Source organism: Aridibaculum aurantiacum, from assembly GCF_017355875.1.
GTDB lineage: Bacteria > Bacteroidota > Bacteroidia > Chitinophagales > Chitinophagaceae > Segetibacter > Segetibacter aurantiacus.
The window spans coordinates 296,624-317,606 of record NZ_JAFEWC010000004.1; the positions used below are offsets into that span (position 1 = coordinate 296,624).

The following is a 20,983-nucleotide window of genomic DNA, read 5'->3' on the forward strand; positions in this document are numbered from 1 at the left end:
ATCGATTAAGATTTTTTAGTGTAAAAGGCCAAGCAAAAAGTTGAACAAAGATATTTTTCCTGGCTTACGATTGCCAGTAGGATCTTTTTTGCGCAAAGCCTTCAATAGGCGGCTCTGCTTTATTTTCATGAAACGCTCATACAGCTTAGAGTGCTTCTTAAAATCAGCTGCGGTTTCTTCTGGCTCATAATGATCTTTAGGATCGTACAACATACCGGTGCACAGGCAGTTCTTCCTGTCTTTGCTCATCAGTATGTCGTAGTTCACACAAGCTTTACAGCCTTTCCAGAATTCCTCGTCGTCTGTTAGCTCAGAATAGGTAACGGGTTCATAGCCTAACTCGCTGTTGATCTTCATAACAGCAAGCCCGGTAGTAAGACCGAATATTTTTGCCTCAGGATATTTTTCGCGTGAAAGATCGAAGATGCGTTTTTTGATGCTTTTAGCTACGCCGCTCTTCCTGAAAGCAGGACTAACAATTAAACCACTGTTAGCCACAAACTTCTCATGGCCCCACGCCTCTATATAGCAGAAGCCAACCCAGGTACCGTCTGCGGTATGTGCTATCACGGCTTTGCCCTCAGTCATTTTCATGGCTACATAATCCGGGCTGCGTTTTGCAATACCAGTACCACGTGCTTTTGCCGAAGCTTCCATTTCGTCTGTAATGGTACTTGCGTAATGCACATCGCCACTATTGGCTACCCTTATTATAATTTCCTGCTCCACTTATGTCTAGATATAATAATTAGAAAGAAAGGTTAGAAAGCAGGTGCAATAAACCTGCCAATGGGAATGATGGGTTTTCCCTCTATCAGATACGTGGTCGTCGGATCAGGTAAAAGAAATTTTCGTTAGCCATTGTAGTTAAACGGCCAGCCAGCGTAGGGTGACTGATGATAGCGTGATATGTAAGATTGTGGTTCAACGTATCAATGAAAATTACCTGTTGTAGTAATGGGTGTAAAAGTAAGTGGTTGTAAAAACAATGAAGTTTAAATTTTTTTAAAATTCTGTTGATGAGTGTCTTTCATATATAGAAGTAGGAGATCTGCATCGAGGTAAAGGGATGTAGAACGTTCGGATATCTTTTGCTACAAAAGCAAACAGCAGGCTTTTAACCTGCTGCTACTTTTTTGCTTATTGGTTATATGGCTATTGCATTATTCTTATCTGCCTGTTTGCTCCCCTAGGTATCATATTCATAGGAAACGGCGTCTGCTGTTGCTGCCCTTTAAAAGCTCGCAGGTTGTAGGTAAACGACAACATGAAATAGCGCTGCAATACCTGTGTTCTTACATCCTCAATATAGTTCTGGTTCACATTGCGGGTAATGCTCTTGTTTTGGTTCAGCAGGTCAAACACCGTCAGTTTTATTTCGCCTTGCTTGTTCTTCAGGAACATCCTGCCGATGCTGGCGGTCCACAAAGGAATGGTTTGGTTGAAACCTTCGCTTTGGCCGCGGTTGATAGTATAATCAAAATCACTGGTTACTACCCAACCATTCTTAGTAGTGTATGTAGGCTCTACTGAAAATATCTGGGTGAAGAAATCGCCATTCGTTTGCTGTTGCCTTTCGGTGGCAGCTGTCTGGCTATAGCGGGCCATGGTAAAAGTAGATGTGCTTGCAAAATTCAGGTCGAGGCGCTCTTTCAGGTTGAGCGTGTAGCGTACCGTTTCACCAATCACGTAATTCCTGGTAAAACTTCTCACGTTATTTATCAGGTTCACGTCGCGGCTGTGTGCCAGGTTGGTGGTCAGGTTAATGTTTGAGCGTGGCTTTTTCACCGGGAAACCATAGTTGATAAAGCCAGAGATGTTGTAGGCGCCATCGATATTAACCGGGCGTGTAAACTGTGCCAGCGGTGCCAATACTACATCCTGGCTAATGATAACAGGCGCATTGGTGCTGTTGATATAGTAGGCATTACCAATCTTATTATTGATAAAACTTCCGTTGATGCTCGCTACAAAGTTCTTGAACGTAAAGATGTCGATATTGGTGAAGAACAGGCTAAGGCTGTGCTGGAACTCCTGCTCCAGCGCCGCATTACCGGTAGTGATGTTCAGTGGGTTGCTGTTGTCGATCACTTCCTGCAACTGGTTGATGCCTGGTTGGCGGGTGCTGCCCCTGTAGTTGATCCGAAGGTTCTTCGTTCTGTTCTTACTATACTGCAGCATTACAGTTGGGAAGAAATTGTTGAACGTTTGGCTGAGTGTAGTGCCCCTAGTAAGGTTGTCGCTTTCTAAAGTAGCACGTTGAACAGCCATACCTAAAGTGTAATTCCACTCTTTGCTTACCTGCCTGCGGTAGTTTATGCCAATCCTGTGCGAGTTGTTACTATTCTCAAATGAGTTGGTGAGGATACTGTCCAAGCGGTCGTATTTGCCAGACCCTTCGTTCATGCGCCTGGTTTCCTGCTGCGAATTGTTGTTGTTGAAACTCGCATTGTAGCTCATTTCTAGATGGCCTTTTGTGCCTATTGGTTCGGTAAATGAAACATTAGCGCCCAAGGCTCTGCCATTCCTGTCTATGGTGCTCACTTGGTCAATAGTGTCGCGGCGGGCGCCTGCGCCAAAATAGGTGGTGGTATAGTTAAGGGTGTGCCTGTCGGTGTGGCTGTTGTTGAAGGCCTGTGTCAGGTTTAGTGACAGCGACCGACCTCTTTTACCAAAGCGGCGACGGTACAAGATGCTGTTGTTGAAGTTGTAGCCATTAATCTGGCTATTGTTCAAGCTCTGTGCTTCATTTTGATTTATGGTTTTGCCACGTGTAGAGAATGTACGCGATTCTCTAAAGTTGTCGCTTTCCTGCAAGCTGATCGATGGCCTGATCAGCAGCGAGTTCATCGAGTCCAGCTTCTGGTCGATCTCGAAGTTGAAGCGGTGGTTTAGGTTCTTGTTATTCGAAAAACTGGTGTTGTTTCTAAATATGGATGAGTCGTTGGGGGTGAAGTTTTCGGTAAATCGTTCCTGGCTGTTCAGTGTATTCATACTATTCACAAAATAGCTTCCGCTTACAGACGTCTTTTTGCTCCAGGCGTCGTTGTAGTTAAGTCCAGCCGCCCACGTGGTAGCTATACCAGGTGAAGTTCCGCCAATAAAATTTCCAATATTGGCCATACTACGACCCAATTGCATGCCGCCGCCACGGTTTCCACCACCGCCGCCGCCACCAGAATTCATAGTTCCTAAAATATCCTGGATACTAAAGTTTTGGTTGTTGGTATTGTTGCCCTGTCCAATAAAAGAGATCTGCTGGCTGCCATTGAATTTGTTGAAGTTCAAATTGGCAGCATAACGATCATTGTCACCGGCACCTACGGTTGCTTTTCCAAACATGCCTTTGCGGCGGTCTTTGCGGGTTACAATGTTTATGGTTTTTTCGCGGTTACCATCATCAAAGCCACTAAAGGCACTCTGATCGCTTTGCGCATCATATACCTGTATCTTATCAATCATGTCGGTGGGCAGGTTGCGCGTGGCGGTTTTTGGATCATCGCCAAAAAAGCGTTTTCCATCTACCAGTACCCGGCGCACATTTTCGCCCTGTGCCTTCACCGTACCATCTTTTTCTACTTCCACCCCTGGCAATTTTTTCAGCAGGTCTTCGGCTGTAGCATTGGGTTTGGTTTTAAAATGACCTGCATTGAACTCTGTGGTATCACCTTTAATAGTTATGGGAGAGGTTTTTACCGTTACCTCCTGCAGCTCAATCGGCAGTGGAGCCAGGTGTAGCACACCAGCATTGAATCCTGTTTTTTCTTTAGTTACTACAAAAGGACGTCGTACTTCTTTATACCCCTGGAAGCTGATAAGCAGCTGGTAACTTCCAAAAGGGATATTTTCTACTGCAAAACTACCATCAGCTTTACTTAGTCCGTAAACGACCAAAGCAGAATCAGCCGCATCGAGTATGGAAATGGTGGCGTCTTTCAATTCCTGGTTGCTGACTGAGTCAATCAACCGGCCAGAAACCGATCCGGAGCTGCGCGATTGGCCAAACGAAACAAGGCTGAAAAAAGCAAAAACGAAAAGAAGGGTAGAGTGTTTCATGTAATATGTCGTAAGCAGCAAAGAAAACCTGTTACTTCATCTGAGAGGTAGATTTTCTATAAAAAAGGCAAAATAGCCGGAGAAGAGGGTGAGAACTAATTAATTATAAAGGCAGCTCTACTTTTTCAACCAGTTTCTCGTCAATTACCTGTTATTTTATTCAATCCTAAATTTTTGCATGCCTCTCATTCATTTAACCACTTTCATAGAAGCGCCTGTTGATCTTGTATTCGATTTAAGTAGAAGTGTTGACCTGCATACCGCCTCGATGAAGGATACCGATGAAGTAGCAATTGGTGGCACAACCACAGGCTTACTTAAAAAGGGTGACCATGTAGTGTGGCAGGCGAAGCACTTGTTCAAGCGGAGGCAATTGGAGATCTCTATTACTGAAATGCGTACAAGCAGCATGTTTATAGACGAAATGACAAGAGGCGATTTCAAGTTCATGAAACACGAGCACCATTTTAAAGAGGTGCAGAATGGAACCATCATGATCGACCTATTTTCTTTTGAATCACCTTTTGGTGGTCTTGGAAAGCTGTTGAACTATCTTTTTCTGACCCGCTATATGCGCCAATTGCTTGTGCAGCGCAACACTCATATAAAACAATATGCAGAAGGGAACGGATGGAAGGCAATATTGAAAGCACCTGCAAATATCAAAGGCGCTGTAAACGAGAAATGAACATGATGAAATTACTCTCACTGGTAATCTGCTTGTTCCTGCTGTTATCATGTAGTAGAAAAACTGTAGAATCAGGCAAGGCTTCTTATTATGCAGATAAGTTTAATGGCAGGCCAACCGCCAGTGGCGAAATCTTTAGGCAATCTAAAAGAACAGCAGCACATCGCACCTTACCTTTTGGCACCCGCGTAATCGTGGTAAACCAGTCAAATGGAAAAAGAGTAAAAGTTCGCATCAACGATCGTGGACCTTTTGTAAGTGGTAGGATAATAGACTTAAGCCGCAAAGCAGCCAGGAAGCTTGGCATGATACAACAAGGTGTTGTTCCTGTTGAAATTAAGTATCGGTATAAAAATTGATAACAATAATCAGCAGTAAAAAAAGGCCCCCACAGACGTGGTAGGCCGAGTAGATAAACCCCCAATAAAATTTTTACTGTAAAACAGTGTAGATGCAATATATGGAGCGTCCGCTGTACAAGTTTTTCCAATTTTGTCCATAAAACATTCTGTTCTAGCAATACATCTTTAAACGAATTTCATGGCGCTTCATGAAGTCAGGGAGCTAGTCTCCAGGAAATTTGGAAAGAAAGTTAGCAGCCATTACGATGTACTGCAACTGCAGGAGGCCATTGTAGCCGAATGCGGTAAACGGATCTCTTCGCAAACGATAAAACGTTTTTTCGGTTTAATCAAGTCAGACTCCAAACCCGACCCTGCTACTTTAGATACTTTAGCTGCCTATCTCCATTTTTCTTCATATAATGACCTGGAGAACTGGCGGCAGGTAGCCAAAACCAATGGACAGGAGACGCATGCAGATCAATGGGCAGGCGAAATAGTGCTGCAGATTATAAAAGATATAAAGCCCGAGCACCTGCACGAAAAGGGGCTGATGCAGATTATCAAGAACCTGTTTATATTAATTGAACGGCACCCGGAGTTGCCGTCAATCATTTACCCGCGGCTTGCCGCTTCAGAGTTTGGACGGCGCTACTTCTTCGACCAGTTCATACATTATGATGCGCTGGCTTTCCATTATGGAAATGGACTGGAACACTACCTGATGTACGAAACCAGCCGTGAGCACAGGGTGCTTGCGTACAACCAGCTTGTATTGCGCGGCTTTCTTACCGGCAATTTTGAGGCATGCCGGTATTATTTCACCAAACTTTCTTCGTTTTCAACTGTGGAAATTGAGCGTTTCCACCCGTTTATTGTGGGGAGATATTACGCCACTAAATTATATATGAACGCCATAGAAGGCGATAATGTAGTGGAGTATGTAAATGAACAGTTAGAGAAGTTATTAGAAGTAGATCGGCCTGCTCATGATCACTTCAATGGCTACCCTTGTGCAGAGGTGGTGTTTGGAGAAGCATTGATACTCACAGGCCATTTCAAACACGCCTACCAGTTGCTAAACAAAAAAAGGATTAGGCACTACAACCACCCACCATCCGTTGACCCTGCACACAAAACGCACCTTGAAGTTTTGCGGCTAGTTGGTGCAGTTTTTTCAGATTCTTTAACAGAAGATAAGATAGATGGGGAGTTGCAATGGATTCAGGGGCTACCGGTTTATTTCCTTGGTGTAAACTATATAAACTGGTTGGTGCACCTGGTAAAGTTAAAGGCAGGGAAGAACCCACGACAGAATTTTAAAAAGGTACACGACTACATTTCCCATCTTGGATTTATAATGCCACCTGCCTTCACTGGTATATTAAACTACAGGTGATGGCTAAGGAGTTCGATCAATTTAGAAAAAGCTTTTTATCAGGCAGAATTTCAGTGACAATAACTTAATAAACGCTATAAATAGTTATATGTTAAGGGCTTATTAATGACATCGTTCTCGGGAACGATTGCGTAAATAAAGGCTTTTACGTCATAAAAATTGAAAGAAAATAATGATAGCATTGTTATCGGATTAGGCTTAAAAAATTGCTTGCTGTTCTGTAGATAAACCTGTTTTTATCTTATTTCAACTCTACTAACTCCAGGTAGTTTATTATTCAAGCCGGGTGTTTTCACCTCCAGATAAAGAATCAACTGTTTTATTAATTCGAACTCAAAATTGCTTGTTATGCTCAAAAGGATTTTCCTTGCGATTCTATTGGTGCAGCTAAGCGTTCTTTTTGCTAGTGCGCAAACTCTGCGTATCACTGGTCAAATTGTAGACGATAGTACCAAAGCCCCAATTTCCAATGTATCAGTCGTAGTTACCGAAACCAAGAAAGGTGTAAGTACAGACGCTGAAGGAAGATTTACCCTTACTGTTACGGGAAGATCATCCGCAACTTTATTGATCTCATCAGTTGGCTACAGACCAGTTACCATCACTACCGATGGAAGAACACCTGTGAATGTATCGCTGATGAAAGAACAAACACAACTGGATGAGGTTGTAGTTGTTGGTTATCAAACTGTTCGCCGCCGCGACCTTACAGGTTCGGTTTCTTCGGTTTCATCCCGCCAGCTCCGCGACATCCCGGTTAACTCCGCTGCCGACGCGCTTGCCGGCCGACTTGCTGGTGTACAGATCACCAGTTCAGAAGGTTCGCCAAATGCTGAAGCTGTAATACGTGTTCGTGGTGGTGGTTCTATCACCCAAAATGCATCTCCTATTTACATCATTGATGGAGTACAGGTAGAAGATGGTTTGAATGTGATTTCTCCACAAGACATTGAATCTGTAGACGTTTTGAAAGATGCGTCTACTACCGCTATTTATGGTGCCCGTGGTGCCAATGGTGTTGTTATCATCACCACTAAAGGCGGTCGTAACACACGTACCTCAATCAATTACAATGGTTTTACTGGTGTGAGAAAGCTGGCGCGTAAGCTGCCTGTTATGAACCCTTACGATTTTGTAATGTACCAGTACGAAAGAACAAGAGGTAGTTCTTCTGACAGTTCAAACTTTGCACGTACCTATGGTACTACCTGGGATACATTGCAGAACTATAAGAACGTTCCAATGGTTGACTGGCAGGATGAAATGTTTGGCCGCAACGCCATCATGCAAACGCATAACCTGAGCTTATCAGGTGGTAATGCCGCTACTACTTACAACTTAAGCCTTACCTATAATAAAGAGCAGGGAACTATGTTGCTATCTGATTTCGAAAGAAAGCTGGTAAGCTTCAAGTTCGACCACACCTTTAATAAGAACATTAAGGTTGGCTTCAATACACGTTATAATAATACATTGGTAAACGGTGCAGGAACATCAAATGAAGGTTCTTCTGCTACTAACCGTTTGCGTCATAGCATCAGGTACAGGCCGTTCCTGGTAAGAGAAAGAGATCTTACTGATTACGATCCTGACTATGATGATGAGACAAATGCTGCTGGTTTACGTCTAATCAATCCATTGCTAATGAACGCGGCGGAATACCGCAGGAACGTTACCAATGTAATGAACATGACTGGTTACGTACAGTATACTTACAATAAGTACCTGAGCTTGAGAAGCACGATTGGTATTGATATGAACAACCAGCGCAGAAATGCTTTTGATGATACACTGACTTCTGCATCAAGACAAAGAAGTGCAGCTATGCCGCTGGCATCTATCAGAACCATTGGCCGTAATACATTAAACCTTTCTAATGTACTTACCTTCAACTTTGATAAGTCTAAAACAAGGTTTAGCGAAAACAACTCACTTTCAATCATTGCAGGACAAGAGATCTATGAGCAGCGCTTCAACAACATGTTCATTGAAACCTTGTACTTCCCGGTTGGTATTACACCAAACCGCGCATTGGCCAATATGAACCTTGGAACCGGTCCGCAGGGTCAACCACAGCCACGTCCTACCACTTTTGAAGTAGAAAGCCGTATTGCTTCTTTCTTCAGCCGTGTGAACTATTCTTACAAAGACAGGTACTTACTGAATGTTTCTGTAAGGGCTGACGGTTCTACCAAATTTGCTCCTGGAAATCGTTGGGGATATTTTCCTTCAGGAACTTTTGCATGGAGAGTCTCTAAAGAGAAATTCATGGAGAACGTTAACTGGATCAGCGACCTGAAGTTCCGTGCTGGTTACGGTGAAGCTGGTAACAACAGGATTGACGATTTCCTTTACCTGACATCTTTTGGTACCAACACACAGTACAACCTGAACAATGCTTTGACAACAGGTTACCTTTCTCAAGCACTTTCTAATAACAATCTTGTTTGGGAAGAGAATGTTTCAAGAAACGTAGGTGTGGATGCGAGTTTCTTAAGAAACAAACTAACTGTGTCAGTAGACCTTTACAAGAATAACTCAAACAACCTGTTGGTAGAAGTTGCTGTTCCTCAAAACAGTGGTTACCAAAGGCAGATACAAAATGTGGGAGCACTTTCTAATAAGGGTGTGGAAATACAGTTGAATGCTATCCCGGTTTCTACTAAAAACTTCAACTACAACATCAACTTCAATGCATCGTTCAACAAGAACAACATTGAGAGCCTGGGTGCTTTCCAAAAATCCTTCCTGCAGAGTTCAGGATGGGCTGGTGGAAACCAACCTGCTGATTACATCGTGAAGGTGGGCAGCCCGGTAGGTGCTATCTGGGGATTGGTAACTGAAGGTTTTTACAGAGTAGAAGATTTCGATTTCAACCCAACTACCAATGCTTATACACTTAAGCCAACTGTTGCAAGCAATCAATCTGTTACTTCTATTGTTCCTCAACCAGGAACCATCAGGTTCAGAGATATCAACGGTGATGGTATAGTAAACGACCTTGATCGTACTATCATTGGTGATGCTACTCCAAAAGTATTTGGTGGATTGAACCAACAGCTATCTTACAAGAACTGGGATCTGAGCTTGTTCATCAATTACCAGTTTGGAAATGATGTTTTGAACGCAAGCAAACTTGAATTTACAAGTGGTTACACACCAAACTCTAACCTGCTGGCTGATATGAACAACCGTTGGAGAACAGTGAATGCACAGGGCGAGGTAGTAAGAGATCCACAGGCTCTTGCAGCACTTAATGCTAATGCTACCATCTGGAGACCAATCACCAGTGCAAGTGCATTCAACGTGCATTCATGGGCTGTAGAAGACGCATCTTTTGTTAGGATCAACAATTTAACTATAGGTTATAATCTTCCAGTGGAATTTGCGAAGCGTGCAAGAATGCAGAGAGCACGCCTGTATGTAACTTTGAACAACCTTGCGGTTATCACCAGTTACTCAGGATTTGACCCAGAAGTAAGTACTAGAAGAAACTTCGGTACTACACCAGGTGTTGATTACTCAGCTTATCCTCGCAGCCGTTCTTACATATTTGGTGTTAACGTAACATTCTAATTAAAGCGATTATGAAAAAGTTGTCATATAAATATTTAGCTGTCCTTTTAGTTGCAACTACCACACTGGCTACTTCGTGTAGGAAATACCTTGACGAAGTACAACCAGAATCTACTTTTGGTCCTGAATACGTTTTTGATAATGTAGATAATGCTACAAGAGCTATTCTGGGAACTTACGCAGCAATGACCGGCGATAACGGTTATGGTATCCGTATCAGCATGTACTACCCTTATGATGATGATATCATGATGGGACAAGGTGGTGCACCTGGCGATAACGAAAGAAGAGATATTGCCCGTTACAACGTGCAGCCAAGTAACACACAGTTGCTGCAGCCGTACAGCCAGTTATATTCTGGTGTAGAGCGTGCTAACCTTTGTATCTACTACATTCCAAGAATGGAGCAGTACATATCTGGTACCGATCAGCAGAAAAGAGACCTGAGAAGGCTTCATGGTGAAGCGTTGACGCTGAGAGCGCAGTACTACTTTGAACTCGTAAGAAACTGGGGAGATGTGCCTGCACAATGGCAGCCTTCAGCTTTCGAGACAGATCTATTTAAGCCTAAAACAAACAGGGATAGCATCTACGACAGGATTCTAAGTGACCTTGAGCTGGCTGCTACTATGGTGCCTTGGAGAACTGAAGTTGGTGGTACTAGTGAAAGAATTACCCAGGGTGCTGTAAGAGGTTTGCGTGCACGTATTGCTCTTTTCCGCGGTGGTTATGCACTACGCAGCGACAGAACAATGCGCCGCCCTGCTAACTACAAAGAGTACTACCAGATAGCACGCGACGAATGTGCTGCTATCATGGCAAGACCTGGTGATCATAGCTTGAATCCAAGCTTCCGTGCAATTTGGAAAGACAATATTCTTGCGCACCGCATAGAGCCAAATGGCGAGGTGTTATTTGAAGTGGCTATGGCCGGTGGCGGTAGTGCTTTGGGAGATAGCAAGCTAGGATACTACAATGGTCCTCGTTATGGTTCTTTTGGAAACTCTGCGCTGATTATTCTTCCTACTTACTTCTACATGTTCGATCCTGCCGATACAAGGCGCGATGTAACCGCTGCTCCATACGATTTCAACGCAAGTGGTTTTGTGGTAGCTACAGCTGCTAACGCCATTCGTGATGGTAAGTTCCGCAGAGACTGGATCACCAATCCTGTAGTATTAAGTTCAAACGCACAATACTTTGGTATCAACTGGCCGATGATCCGTTTTTCTGATGTATTGCTGATGTTTGCAGAAGCAGATAACGAAATCAACAACGGACCTTCTGCTGCAGCAAGAGCCGCTTTTGAGCGTGTAAGATTAAGAGCGTTCAATAACAATGCTGCGCTTATCGGTACTACTCCTTCTGATTACACTGGTTTCTTCAATGCCATTGTAAAAGAAAGAGCACTAGAACTTGGTGGTGAAGGTATCCGTAAGTACGACCTGATCCGTTGGAATATCCTGGGTCAGAAAATGGCAGAAACAAAGGCTGAGTTAGAAGCATTGGCTACTAATCCACTTCCTGCTCCTTACACCAACTTGCCACGTACTATGACGTATAAAACGAACTCTACTACACTTGAGTACCTGAATTCGTTCTATGCACCTAATCCAAACACCACAGCGCCAGCAGGATATGCAAACGTAAACTGGGTTGGACAAAGTAACATCAGGTCTTCACTGTTAGTTACCAGTGCAGGTGTACCTGTATACGGTGGATACTTCCAGCAGAATAAGAACGAGTTGTTGCCTTTCCCACAGGCTGCAATAGATGCTAATCCTCGCCTGGTTCAGAATCCTGGATATTAATAGAAAGTGATTTCTTATACATAAATTGTAAGGCTGCTTTATTAAGGCAGCCTTACTTTTTTCAAAGCTTCCATATGAAATTGATTGGCATAATGGCCTTGTTTTGCATGGTCTCTTGCACGCAAAAGATTGCTTCGTCAGGTGCAGCTACAGCAAATAGACCTATCGCTTTTCCTGGTGCTGAGGGTTTTGGAAAATATACAACTGGTGGCAGGGGTGGTAAAGTAGTAATAGTAAATAACCTGAACGACAACGGCGAGGGAAGCCTGCGGCAGGCACTAAAAAGTAGCCAACCAAAGATCATCGTATTCGAAGTTTCAGGAACCATTCATCTTCTTTCTCCTTTAGAGATTTCCGCTAATACCACTATTGCAGGTCATTCTGCACCTGGTGATGGAATATGCCTGGCCGATCACCCCGTGGTTTTGGATGGTGACAATATTATCGTCCGCTATATGCGCTTCAGGATGGGCGACCGTTACCAGGACAATGGTATGGTGCACGGCAGTGGCGATGATGATGCCTTCAGCGGTCAAAGGCGGAAGCATATCATTGTTGATCATTGCTCAATGAGCTGGAGTACTGATGAAGTCTGCACCGTGTACAATGGTGATAGCACCACGCTTCAATGGAACATCATTTCTGAGCCCCTCGATTATTCTTATCATTTTGAAACAGGTGATAAAGATTGGGAGCACCATGGGTTTGGTGGTATCTGGGGTGGAAGGCATTTGTCCGGGCATCACAATCTTTTCGCCCATTGCAACAATCGGACGCCACGTTTCAATGGTATTCGCCACCTGCCCGAGGAGTTCGTTGATTTCAGGAACAACGTGATATACAACTGGGGTAGCAACAATGTGTACGCTGGCGAAGGAGGCACCTACAATATTGTAAATAACTACTACAAACATGGCCCTTCTACCAATGAGCGCGTTCGCTTCCGGGTTTTAACCCCTTACAAGACCGCCACTATTCCTTATGGAAATTTCCATTTATCTGGCAATTATGTAGATGGTTCTGAAGAAGTAAGTGAAGACAACTGGAAAGGCGTGGTGATGAATGATGGTGGTCCGCAGGATGCAATCCAGGCAAAAGTGCCAACTCCTTTTTCCTCAGTATTTATAAATACAGAAAAAGCCACATTAGCCTACGAGCATGTGCTAAATTCTGCTGGCGCTAGTTTTAGACGAGACACGCTTGATGAGCGTATCGTAAAAGATGTTCGCAACCGTACAGGCAAAATTATCGATGTGCAGGGTGGACTTCCGCATGGCACACCTTACGAGAAGTCGAAGCATGCCTGGCCAACGCTAAGGCAGTTAGCTGCACCTGCCGATACAGACCGTGATGGAATGCCTGACACATGGGAAAAACAGCAAGGACTTAATCCTGCTGATCCATCAGATGCATCTTCCTATAAATTATCTTCAGCATATACTAATATAGAAGTATACCTAAACAGCTTAATAAAATAAAAACCTATGGATAGAAGCACCTTCATCAAAAATAGCACGCTGGCATCTGCAGGAATACTCCTTGCAAAGTCGCCCCTGACAGCTTTCGCCAACAAGCCTGCTGCAAAAAAGAGAATAGTTATGGTTGGTACCGGTCACCGTGGTATCGGGTTTTGGGGCAAACCGGTAGTAGACAATTATGGTGATGTAGTAGAATTTGTAGGCCTTTGCGACAATAACCCAGGCAGACTAGCTTTTGCTAAAGATAGAATGGGCGTTACTTGTCCAACCTTCACAGATTTTACTACCATGATGCGTACGGTGAAGCCAGAGGTGGTAATTGTAACCACAGTTGACTCCACCCACGATGAATTCATCATCAAGGCAATGGAAATGGGTGCCGATGTTATTACCGAAAAACCCATGACAACCGATGAGAAAAAATGCAAGGCCATTTTAGCTGCGGAAAAAAGAACAGGTAAAAAGGTAATGGTTGCTTTTAATTACAGGCATGGTCCGCACATGATGAAGATCAAGGAACTCTTGGCTGCCAACCGCATAGGTAATGTTACCTCTGTAGATTTCAACTGGATGCTGAATGTATACCATGGTGCAGATTACTTCCGTCGGTGGCATGGACTAATGCGTAAGAGCGGCTCGCTTTGGGTTCACAAATCAACCCACCACTTCGACTTAGTAAACTGGTGGCTAAATAGCGAACCTGTAGAGGTAACGGCTTATGGTGAATTAGAACATTATGGCAAGAACAATCCTTTCAGGGGTGTGCGCTGCCAGGGCTGCGGTCATAAAGACTACTGTAAGTTCTACCGCGATATCACCAAAGAAGATTGGCTGAACAATCTTTATGTAAAGAATGAACATCATGACGGCTACTTCCGCGACCAGTGTGTGTGGCGTAAAGAAATAGACATTTACGATAAAATGAGTGCCCAGATAAAGTATGCGAATGGCGTTACAGTGAACTATAGCCTTACTACCTACTCTCCGTACGAAGGTTGGCGCATAGCTTTCAACGGCTTTAATGGCCGCATGGAAACCTGGCAGGACATACCGTACCAGGATGATAACGCGCTGAACCAGGAACAAAGGCATGCAGTAGAGATGTCGCAGGATAAGGAAGCTATACCTGGCAAGTTCAGGGAGATCATGGTGATGGATAACTTCAACAAAGAGCACGAGATAATAAAAGTGCCGCAATACGCAGGCGGCCATGGTGGTGGTGATAAGCGGATGCACAACCGTATTTTCCGCGACCCGTCAGACAACCCGTACAACATTCTAGCTGGAACAAGAGATGGCGCAATGTCCATTTTGATAGGAATAGCTGCAAACAAAAGTATTCAGTTAAAGCGTCCGGTAAAGATCAGCGAACTGACTGACCTGAAGCCGATGGCGAAGCGGCATGCTTAACTGAAGCCAAAGAATAGAACCAAATTTTCTTACCTCAATTATGACTTTAGTTGTAGTTGAGGTTTTTAATTTATTTGAATATCCGACCTGCACACTCTTGTTTATGATAATGGTCGCGAACAGGAAAGTATCACCAGCAAAAAAACAGTACTAACCACAACAGAAATCTTGCAAGCTTCTCTTCTAATTAAATGTTGAATTGCCAATAAGTATAATACATGATTTCAAACAGTAAATACTTTGATTGTTATCATGCAGCAGGCTAGGGGCAGCGGGTATGTTTGCACTTCAATTGCAGCTGGTCCTTTAAGAAGTAGGTTTCGTTGTGGAAATTCTGTAAACGAGAATAATGAACCCCCAATTTTTTTGACCAAGCTCGTTTGAATATTTTCCAACCAAAGCTGCCAGATTGCTGAACCATTAATGACAGTGCAGGATCTAACTGTTGTTTGCCATTATTTCCATTAGCAGCTTTTCTATAGTTGCAGGATACACCTCGTGCTCCAGGGCATGTATCTTTTGCGCAAGAGAAGCTTCTGTTTCACCAGCCTCTACAGTGCAGGTTGCTTGCTGTATGATATCTCCATTATCGTAATGCCCGTCTACATAATGGATGGTGATGCCACTTTCTTTTTCGCCGGCAGCTATTACGGCTTTATGAACGAGTGCGCCATACATTCCCTTGCCGCCGTACTTCGGCAGTAAGGCAGGGTGTATGTTCACGATCTTATCAGGATAAGCATCTATCAATGTAGCAGGCACCTTCCAAAGAAATCCTGCCAGGACAATGAAATCAACCTTCGCTTCCTTCAAAACATCCAAATAAGCATCCCCGCTAAAAAACCTTTCTTTTTCTATTAAAAGTGCAGGTATGTTTTCTTCTTTAGCCACTTCTAAAACTCCTGCCCCAGGCTTATTACATACTACAAGTGCTACATGTATAGTATTATGCTGCTCAAAATGTTGAATGATTTTTTTAGCATTTGATCCGGCACCGGAAGCAAAAATGGCAATGTTCATAGAGCTTCCAGTTTTATGTTGTAAAGGGGATGAATTCAAAGCAGGTAATTTTTATTTACTTACTAAAGCTTTAAATGCGTTGTCTTATTTAATCATACAATTTAATGAACGAGATCTTTCTGTACATAAACAATATGTAATAAGAATTATTTATTTGAACAACGCAATCAAGCTCAAAGCAATTTAAAAGGGTGTAAAAATGGGTTTAAAGTCCTTGTCATAAACAGCCTTATAATCAATAGGATTAGGTTGCTTTTTTGCGTTACAAAACAATGACAATTTATTTTCATTTAGCATCAAAATCCTCCGAAACCCTTGCTACACAAGGGAAAATTTTTTTTCACCATGTTGATATATTGTCAATATCGTGACCTATTTTTGCAGCCGTTTACGGAGATTTTTCCACATCAAAGCACTACTTTTTGTGTATGACCAAGCACCGACGCATTGCCAAAACAATAGTATCAAGTGTAACATTCGCTTTATTCTTTTTATTTACCACCAATATATATGCGCAGCCTAACGGACAAGCCTTGTTCTCGAGCAATTGTGCTTCCTGTCACGCTGTTCATAAAGATCTGACCGGTCCTAAACTGGCAGGTGTAGAAGAAAGATGGGGCAACCAGGAAAACTTGTATAAGTGGATCAAGAACAGTTCGGCTTACCTGAAGACTGGTGATCAATATGCGGTTAGTCTTTGGGAGAAGTGGAACAGGACAAACATGCCTGCTTTCAACCTGAGCGATGAAGAAATAGGTGCTATCCTTACTTACATCAATTCAGTTCCTGACCCGGCACTTGCACAACCAGTGCCCGGTGTTACTGGTGCACAAGGTGGCGGCGAAGGAGATAATACGTTGTTGTATGGTATCCTTACACTTGTTCTTGCTATCGTTGTTTTGATCTTGTTGCAGGTTAACTCAAGTCTTAGAAAACTATCTGCTGAAAAACAAGGAGAGCCTGTACTGGAGCCAGTTCCCTTCTGGCGCAACAAAGTTTACATTGCTACTTTCACTATCATTTTATTCTGCATAGGTGGTTACCTTACTGTAACCGGTGCTATTGGTTTAGGTCGTTCTCAAAATTACCAGCCTGAGCAACCAATCTACTACTCACACAAGGTACACGCAGGTACCAACCAGATCAGCTGTTTGTACTGCCATGGTGGTGCACAGGAAGGTAAGCATGCAAATATCCCTTCACTAAACATTTGTATGAACTGTCACATGGCAGTGAACGAATACACTGGCACAGATAAACTCTACAAAGAAGACGGTACAGAAGTTAACGGTACTGCAGAAATACAGAAGCTTTATAAAATGGCTGGATATGAGCCAGGCAAACCTTGGGATCCATCAAAAGGAAAACCAATTGAGTGGGTAAAAATTCACAACCTGCCTGACCACGTTTATTTCAACCACGCACAACACGTAACAGCTGGTAAAGTAGCATGTCAAACTTGTCACGGAGAGATCCAGAATATGGACGAGGTAAAACAGTTTGCTGACCTAAGCATGGGCTGGTGCGTTAACTGTCACAGGGAAACAAAAGTTCAGTTCCAGGATAATGGTTTCTACAGCATCTATCAGAAATTCCATGATGATCTGAAGAATGGAAAGATTGATAGCGCAAGAGGTATCACTGTTGAAAAGATAGGTGGAACCGAGTGTCAAAAATGTCACTACTAATCATCATTCTAACTCACTATTCAAGCATTATAAATAATAGAAAGCGGGTACTGGCAATAGTCAACTACCAACTATCAACTGAAATAATATGGAGCAAAAAAAGTACTGGCAAAGTTTTGGAGAGCTGAACCAATCTAACGCTAATCAATCCGCTGGTGAAGACGAGTTCCAGGAAGATCTGCCACTAGAGGTAGACGACAAAGGTTTATTAGACGCAAAAACTCCGCGCAGAGATTTTCTTAAATTCATGGGTTTTAGTACTGCTGCTGCTGCTGTAGCTGCCAGTTGCGAAATGCCAGTGAAAAAGGCAATTCCTTTTGTAAACAAACCGCAGGAAATAACACCAGGTGTAGCAAACTATTATGCTACTACTTACGTGCAGGATAATGAGGTGGTAAGTGCGATAGCCAAAGTGAGAGATGGCCGCCCGATCAAAATAGAGGGTAACGAACTTTCAACTATATACCAAGGTGGTACATCTGCAAGAATGCAGGCATCTGTACTTGACCTTTATGATACAAGCAGGCTTACTGTACCTAAAGCAAATAACAAAGAAGTAAGCACATTTGATGCTTTTGATAAAATGGTAATGGCTGAGCTTGATCAACTTGGTGGAAGACCAGTTGTAGTGCTTACTAACACCATCACTTCTCCTACTACACGCGATGCTATCACCCAGTTCTTAGGAAGATACCCTGGCCGTCATGTACAGTACGATGCTATCAGCTACAGCGGCATGCTGCAGGCTAACGAAGCATCTTACGGCAGAAGAACTATTCCTTCTTACAATTTTGCAGCAGCAAGAGTAATTGTAAGCTTGAATGCTGACTTCCTGGGTACATGGTTGAGCCCGGTTGAATTCAACAAGCAATACGCGGAAACAAGAAGATTAAATAATACAGATCTGCAAATGAGCCGTCACATCCAGTTTGAACCTGTGATGACCATGACCGGTGCAAATGCTGATGAAAGATATAACCACCGCCCATCTGAAACAGGTGCTATAGCACTTGCTTTATATGCAGCAGTTGGTGGAGCTGTTACTGCTCCTGCATTACCTGCCAACCTGCAGCAAGCAGTGGCTCGTACTGCAAAAGCACTACAAGATGCTCGTGGAGCTGCAGTAGTGGTAGCAGGTAGCAACGATGTAAACATCCAGACCATTGTAAATGGTATCAACGATGCTATTGGTGCAAATGGTTCAACCATTGACTGGGGTACCACCTACAATACCTACCAGGGTATTGATACAGACATGGTACAACTGGTGAATGACATGAATTCTGGTGCGATCGGTGCATTGCTTATCTACAATGTAAACCCAGCCTACAACTACTTCGACCAACAGAAGTTTGTAGAGGGTATGAAGCGTGTGAAGTTTGCTGTTTCTTTCAACCAGAAAATGGATGAGACGAGCCAGCTTTGTAAATATGTTATTCCTGATCATCACTACCTGGAAAGCTGGGGTGATGTAGAGCCTAAAACAGGTTATTTCTCCCTGCTTCAGCCTACCATTCACCCGCTGTTTAAAACACGCCAGTGGCAAGACAGCCTGTTAAGGTGGAGTGGAGCAACCACAGACTACCTGGGCGCTTTACGAACATACTGGATCGGCAGGTTGGGAAGCGAAAGCCGTTGGGATAAAGCTATTCAAGATGGTGTTGTTTCTCCTGCTGCAGCAACCAGCGTAAATTCTACAAGAACTGCTGCTACTAGCAGTGCACCTGATACTTTAAGAAGCACACAAACCCCTACAGGCGGATTGCTTACAGCTTTGGCTGCAGGTGGTACAACAGCTCGTGGTGCTAGCTTCAATAGTGGTGGTGTTGCGCAGGCAGCAGCTACTATTACTGCAGCACAATCTTCTGGTACCGAGGTGGTATTGTATCAAAAAGTAACAATGGGTATTGGCTCACAAGCTAACAACCCTTGGCTACAGGAAACGCCTGATCCAATCACTAAAGCTACCTGGGATAACTACGCTATCATTTCGCCAGCAATGGCATTGAACATCTTTGGCATTGACCTGACAAAGAATGGCGATAGCGATGCATACGAAGTACATTCTGAAAAGCCTGTTCTAAAAATAACAGCTAACGGAAAAACTATAGAGCTTCCAATCATCATTGTTCCTGGAACAAATCAGAACACCGTAGGTATAGCAGTAGGTTACGGACGTGGTACCAACGCGGTATACGATGGTGAAAATGCAACACGTGATGATAATGCAATGGAAAGAGCACGTGTGAATATCGGTAAAGCAGGTGGGGGTGTAGGTAAAAACGTATTCCCGCTTGTTACTTTCAACGGAAGAAACCGTGACTACTACATATACAAAGCTGAGGTTGCCAAAGCTGGATACAAAGCTTCTGTAGCACAAAACCAGGTTTCAAATAGCCACCATGGTCGTACCGAGGTTGTTATTGAAACATCACTTGCAAGTCTTAAGGCTAACCCTGAAATAATCCTGGGAAGGCGTAAGCACATGCACGAAGACTTTGCTCCTAAAACAGGCAATTTCGAAAAAGAAGCTACACTTTACCCGCTGTTTCCTAAGCCGGGTATTAAGTGGGGCATGAGCATAGACATGAATACCTGTACAGGTTGCCACGCATGTGTGGTAGCATGTACTGCAGAAAATAATGTGGCTGTGGTAGGTAAGAGCGAAGTAGCTCGTCACCACGACATGCACTGGCTGCGTATTGACCGCTACTTTAGCGGCGATTTGGATAATCCAAACGTAGTATTCCAGCCGATGCTGTGCCAGCACTGTGATAACGCTCCTTGTGAGAACGTTTGCCCGGTAGCTGCTACCAACCACAACAGTGAAGGTATCAACCAAATGATCTATAACCGTTGTATCGGTACAAGGTATTGCGGTAACAACTGTCCTTATAAAGTACGTCGTTTCAACTGGGCTGATTATATGGGTGCTGATAGCTTCCCTAACAACCAGCATGGCACCAACTCTATGACTGATGCCTCTCGTATGATGAACGATGACCTGACAAGAATGGTACTGAACCCTGATGTAACTGTTCGTAGCCGTGGTGTTATCGAAAAATGTTCTTTCTGTGTTCAGCGTTTGCAAGATGGTAAGCTAAAAGCTAAGAAAGAAAGCCGTCCATTGCGTACAGGTGCTGAAGGATACGATGTGAAGACTGCTTGTCAGCAAGCTTGTCCTGCAGATGCGATCATATTTGGTAATGTGAACGATGAACAGAGTGATGTATTCCAACACAGGGCTAACAACCAGAACCGTCTGTTCTATGTGCTGGAAATGATACACACGCTGCCTAACGTAAGCTACCTGGCTAAAGTGAGAAATGTAGATGCACTGATGCCTGTAGGTAAAAAAGAACAAGCTACTGTAGGTGGAGAAGCAGAACAGGATAACACAACTCGTGACCAAAAGCACTAGTAAGTAGCAGAAAAGGCAAGGGGAGTAGAGTAGTGAGAAGGCAGCTGAAGTGAGTGACACAACGATGTTGAATAGAGATATAAAGTTCATTACAT

At 43.5% G+C, this 20,983-nt stretch carries 12 protein-coding genes; 9 read left to right on the forward strand and 3 right to left on the reverse strand.

The annotated features are described in order from the left end of the window. Window positions 1–15 precede the first annotated feature (15 nt). A complete protein-coding gene (locus J4N22_RS19550; RefSeq protein ID WP_207497266.1) occupies window positions 16–729 on the reverse strand; it encodes a GNAT family N-acetyltransferase in 714 nt (237 codons plus the stop codon). Window positions 730–1,155: 426 nt separating this feature from the next. Continuing rightward, window positions 1,156–4,056, reverse strand: a complete 2,901-nt coding sequence (locus J4N22_RS19555) for an outer membrane beta-barrel protein (protein ID WP_207497267.1) — start codon at window positions 4,054–4,056, stop codon at window positions 1,156–1,158. Window positions 4,057–4,234: 178 nt separating this feature from the next. On the opposite strand from J4N22_RS19555, the gene J4N22_RS19560 reads away from it, so the two are divergent. The 7 genes from J4N22_RS19560 to J4N22_RS19590 all read left to right on the forward strand — a co-directional run bounded on the left by J4N22_RS19560 (window position 4,235) and on the right by J4N22_RS19590 (window position 14,759). Next, window positions 4,235–4,744, forward strand: coding sequence for an SRPBCC family protein (locus tag J4N22_RS19560; protein ID WP_207497268.1), 510 nt, complete (start codon window positions 4,235–4,237; stop codon window positions 4,742–4,744). Window positions 4,745–4,746: 2 nt separating this feature from the next. Continuing rightward, window positions 4,747–5,103 (forward strand): septal ring lytic transglycosylase RlpA family protein, encoded by a 357-nt coding sequence (locus tag J4N22_RS19565; RefSeq protein ID WP_242692306.1) that lies wholly within the window; start codon window positions 4,747–4,749, stop codon window positions 5,101–5,103. Between the two features lie 181 nt (window positions 5,104–5,284). Then, window positions 5,285–6,484, forward strand: a complete 1,200-nt coding sequence (locus J4N22_RS19570; protein ID WP_207497270.1) for a hypothetical protein — start codon at window positions 5,285–5,287, stop codon at window positions 6,482–6,484. Window positions 6,485–6,832: 348 nt separating this feature from the next. Then, window positions 6,833–10,060 carry a SusC/RagA family TonB-linked outer membrane protein gene (locus J4N22_RS19575; RefSeq protein WP_207497271.1) on the forward strand — a complete coding sequence of 1,076 codons (3,228 nt, stop codon included), beginning with the start codon at window positions 6,833–6,835 and terminating at the stop codon, window positions 10,058–10,060. 11 nt (window positions 10,061–10,071) lie between these two features. Next, on the forward strand, window positions 10,072–11,871 hold the full coding sequence (locus J4N22_RS19580) for a RagB/SusD family nutrient uptake outer membrane protein (protein WP_207497272.1): 1,800 nt from the start codon (window positions 10,072–10,074) through the stop codon (window positions 11,869–11,871). Between the two features lie 74 nt (window positions 11,872–11,945). Next, a complete protein-coding gene (locus J4N22_RS19585) occupies window positions 11,946–13,349 on the forward strand; it encodes a pectate lyase family protein (protein ID WP_207497273.1) in 1,404 nt (467 codons plus the stop codon). 6 nt (window positions 13,350–13,355) lie between these two features. Then, complete coding sequence (locus J4N22_RS19590; protein ID WP_207497274.1) at window positions 13,356–14,759, forward strand: Gfo/Idh/MocA family oxidoreductase; 1,404 nt, start codon at window positions 13,356–13,358, stop codon at window positions 14,757–14,759. A 438-nt stretch (window positions 14,760–15,197) separates the two neighbouring features. Here J4N22_RS19590 and purN read toward each other — a convergent pair whose 3' ends face one another. Continuing rightward, window positions 15,198–15,779 carry a phosphoribosylglycinamide formyltransferase gene (gene purN / locus J4N22_RS19595; RefSeq protein ID WP_207497275.1) on the reverse strand — a complete coding sequence of 194 codons (582 nt, stop codon included), beginning with the start codon at window positions 15,777–15,779 and terminating at the stop codon, window positions 15,198–15,200. A gap of 428 nt (window positions 15,780–16,207) precedes the next feature. Between purN and J4N22_RS19600 the strand changes: the two genes are divergently transcribed. Beyond that, window positions 16,208–17,467, forward strand: coding sequence for a c-type cytochrome (locus tag J4N22_RS19600; protein WP_207497276.1), 1,260 nt, complete (start codon window positions 16,208–16,210; stop codon window positions 17,465–17,467). 88 nt (window positions 17,468–17,555) lie between these two features. After that, complete coding sequence (locus tag J4N22_RS19605) at window positions 17,556–20,888, forward strand: TAT-variant-translocated molybdopterin oxidoreductase (protein ID WP_207497277.1); 3,333 nt, start codon at window positions 17,556–17,558, stop codon at window positions 20,886–20,888. Window positions 20,889–20,983: the final 95 nt, after the last annotated feature.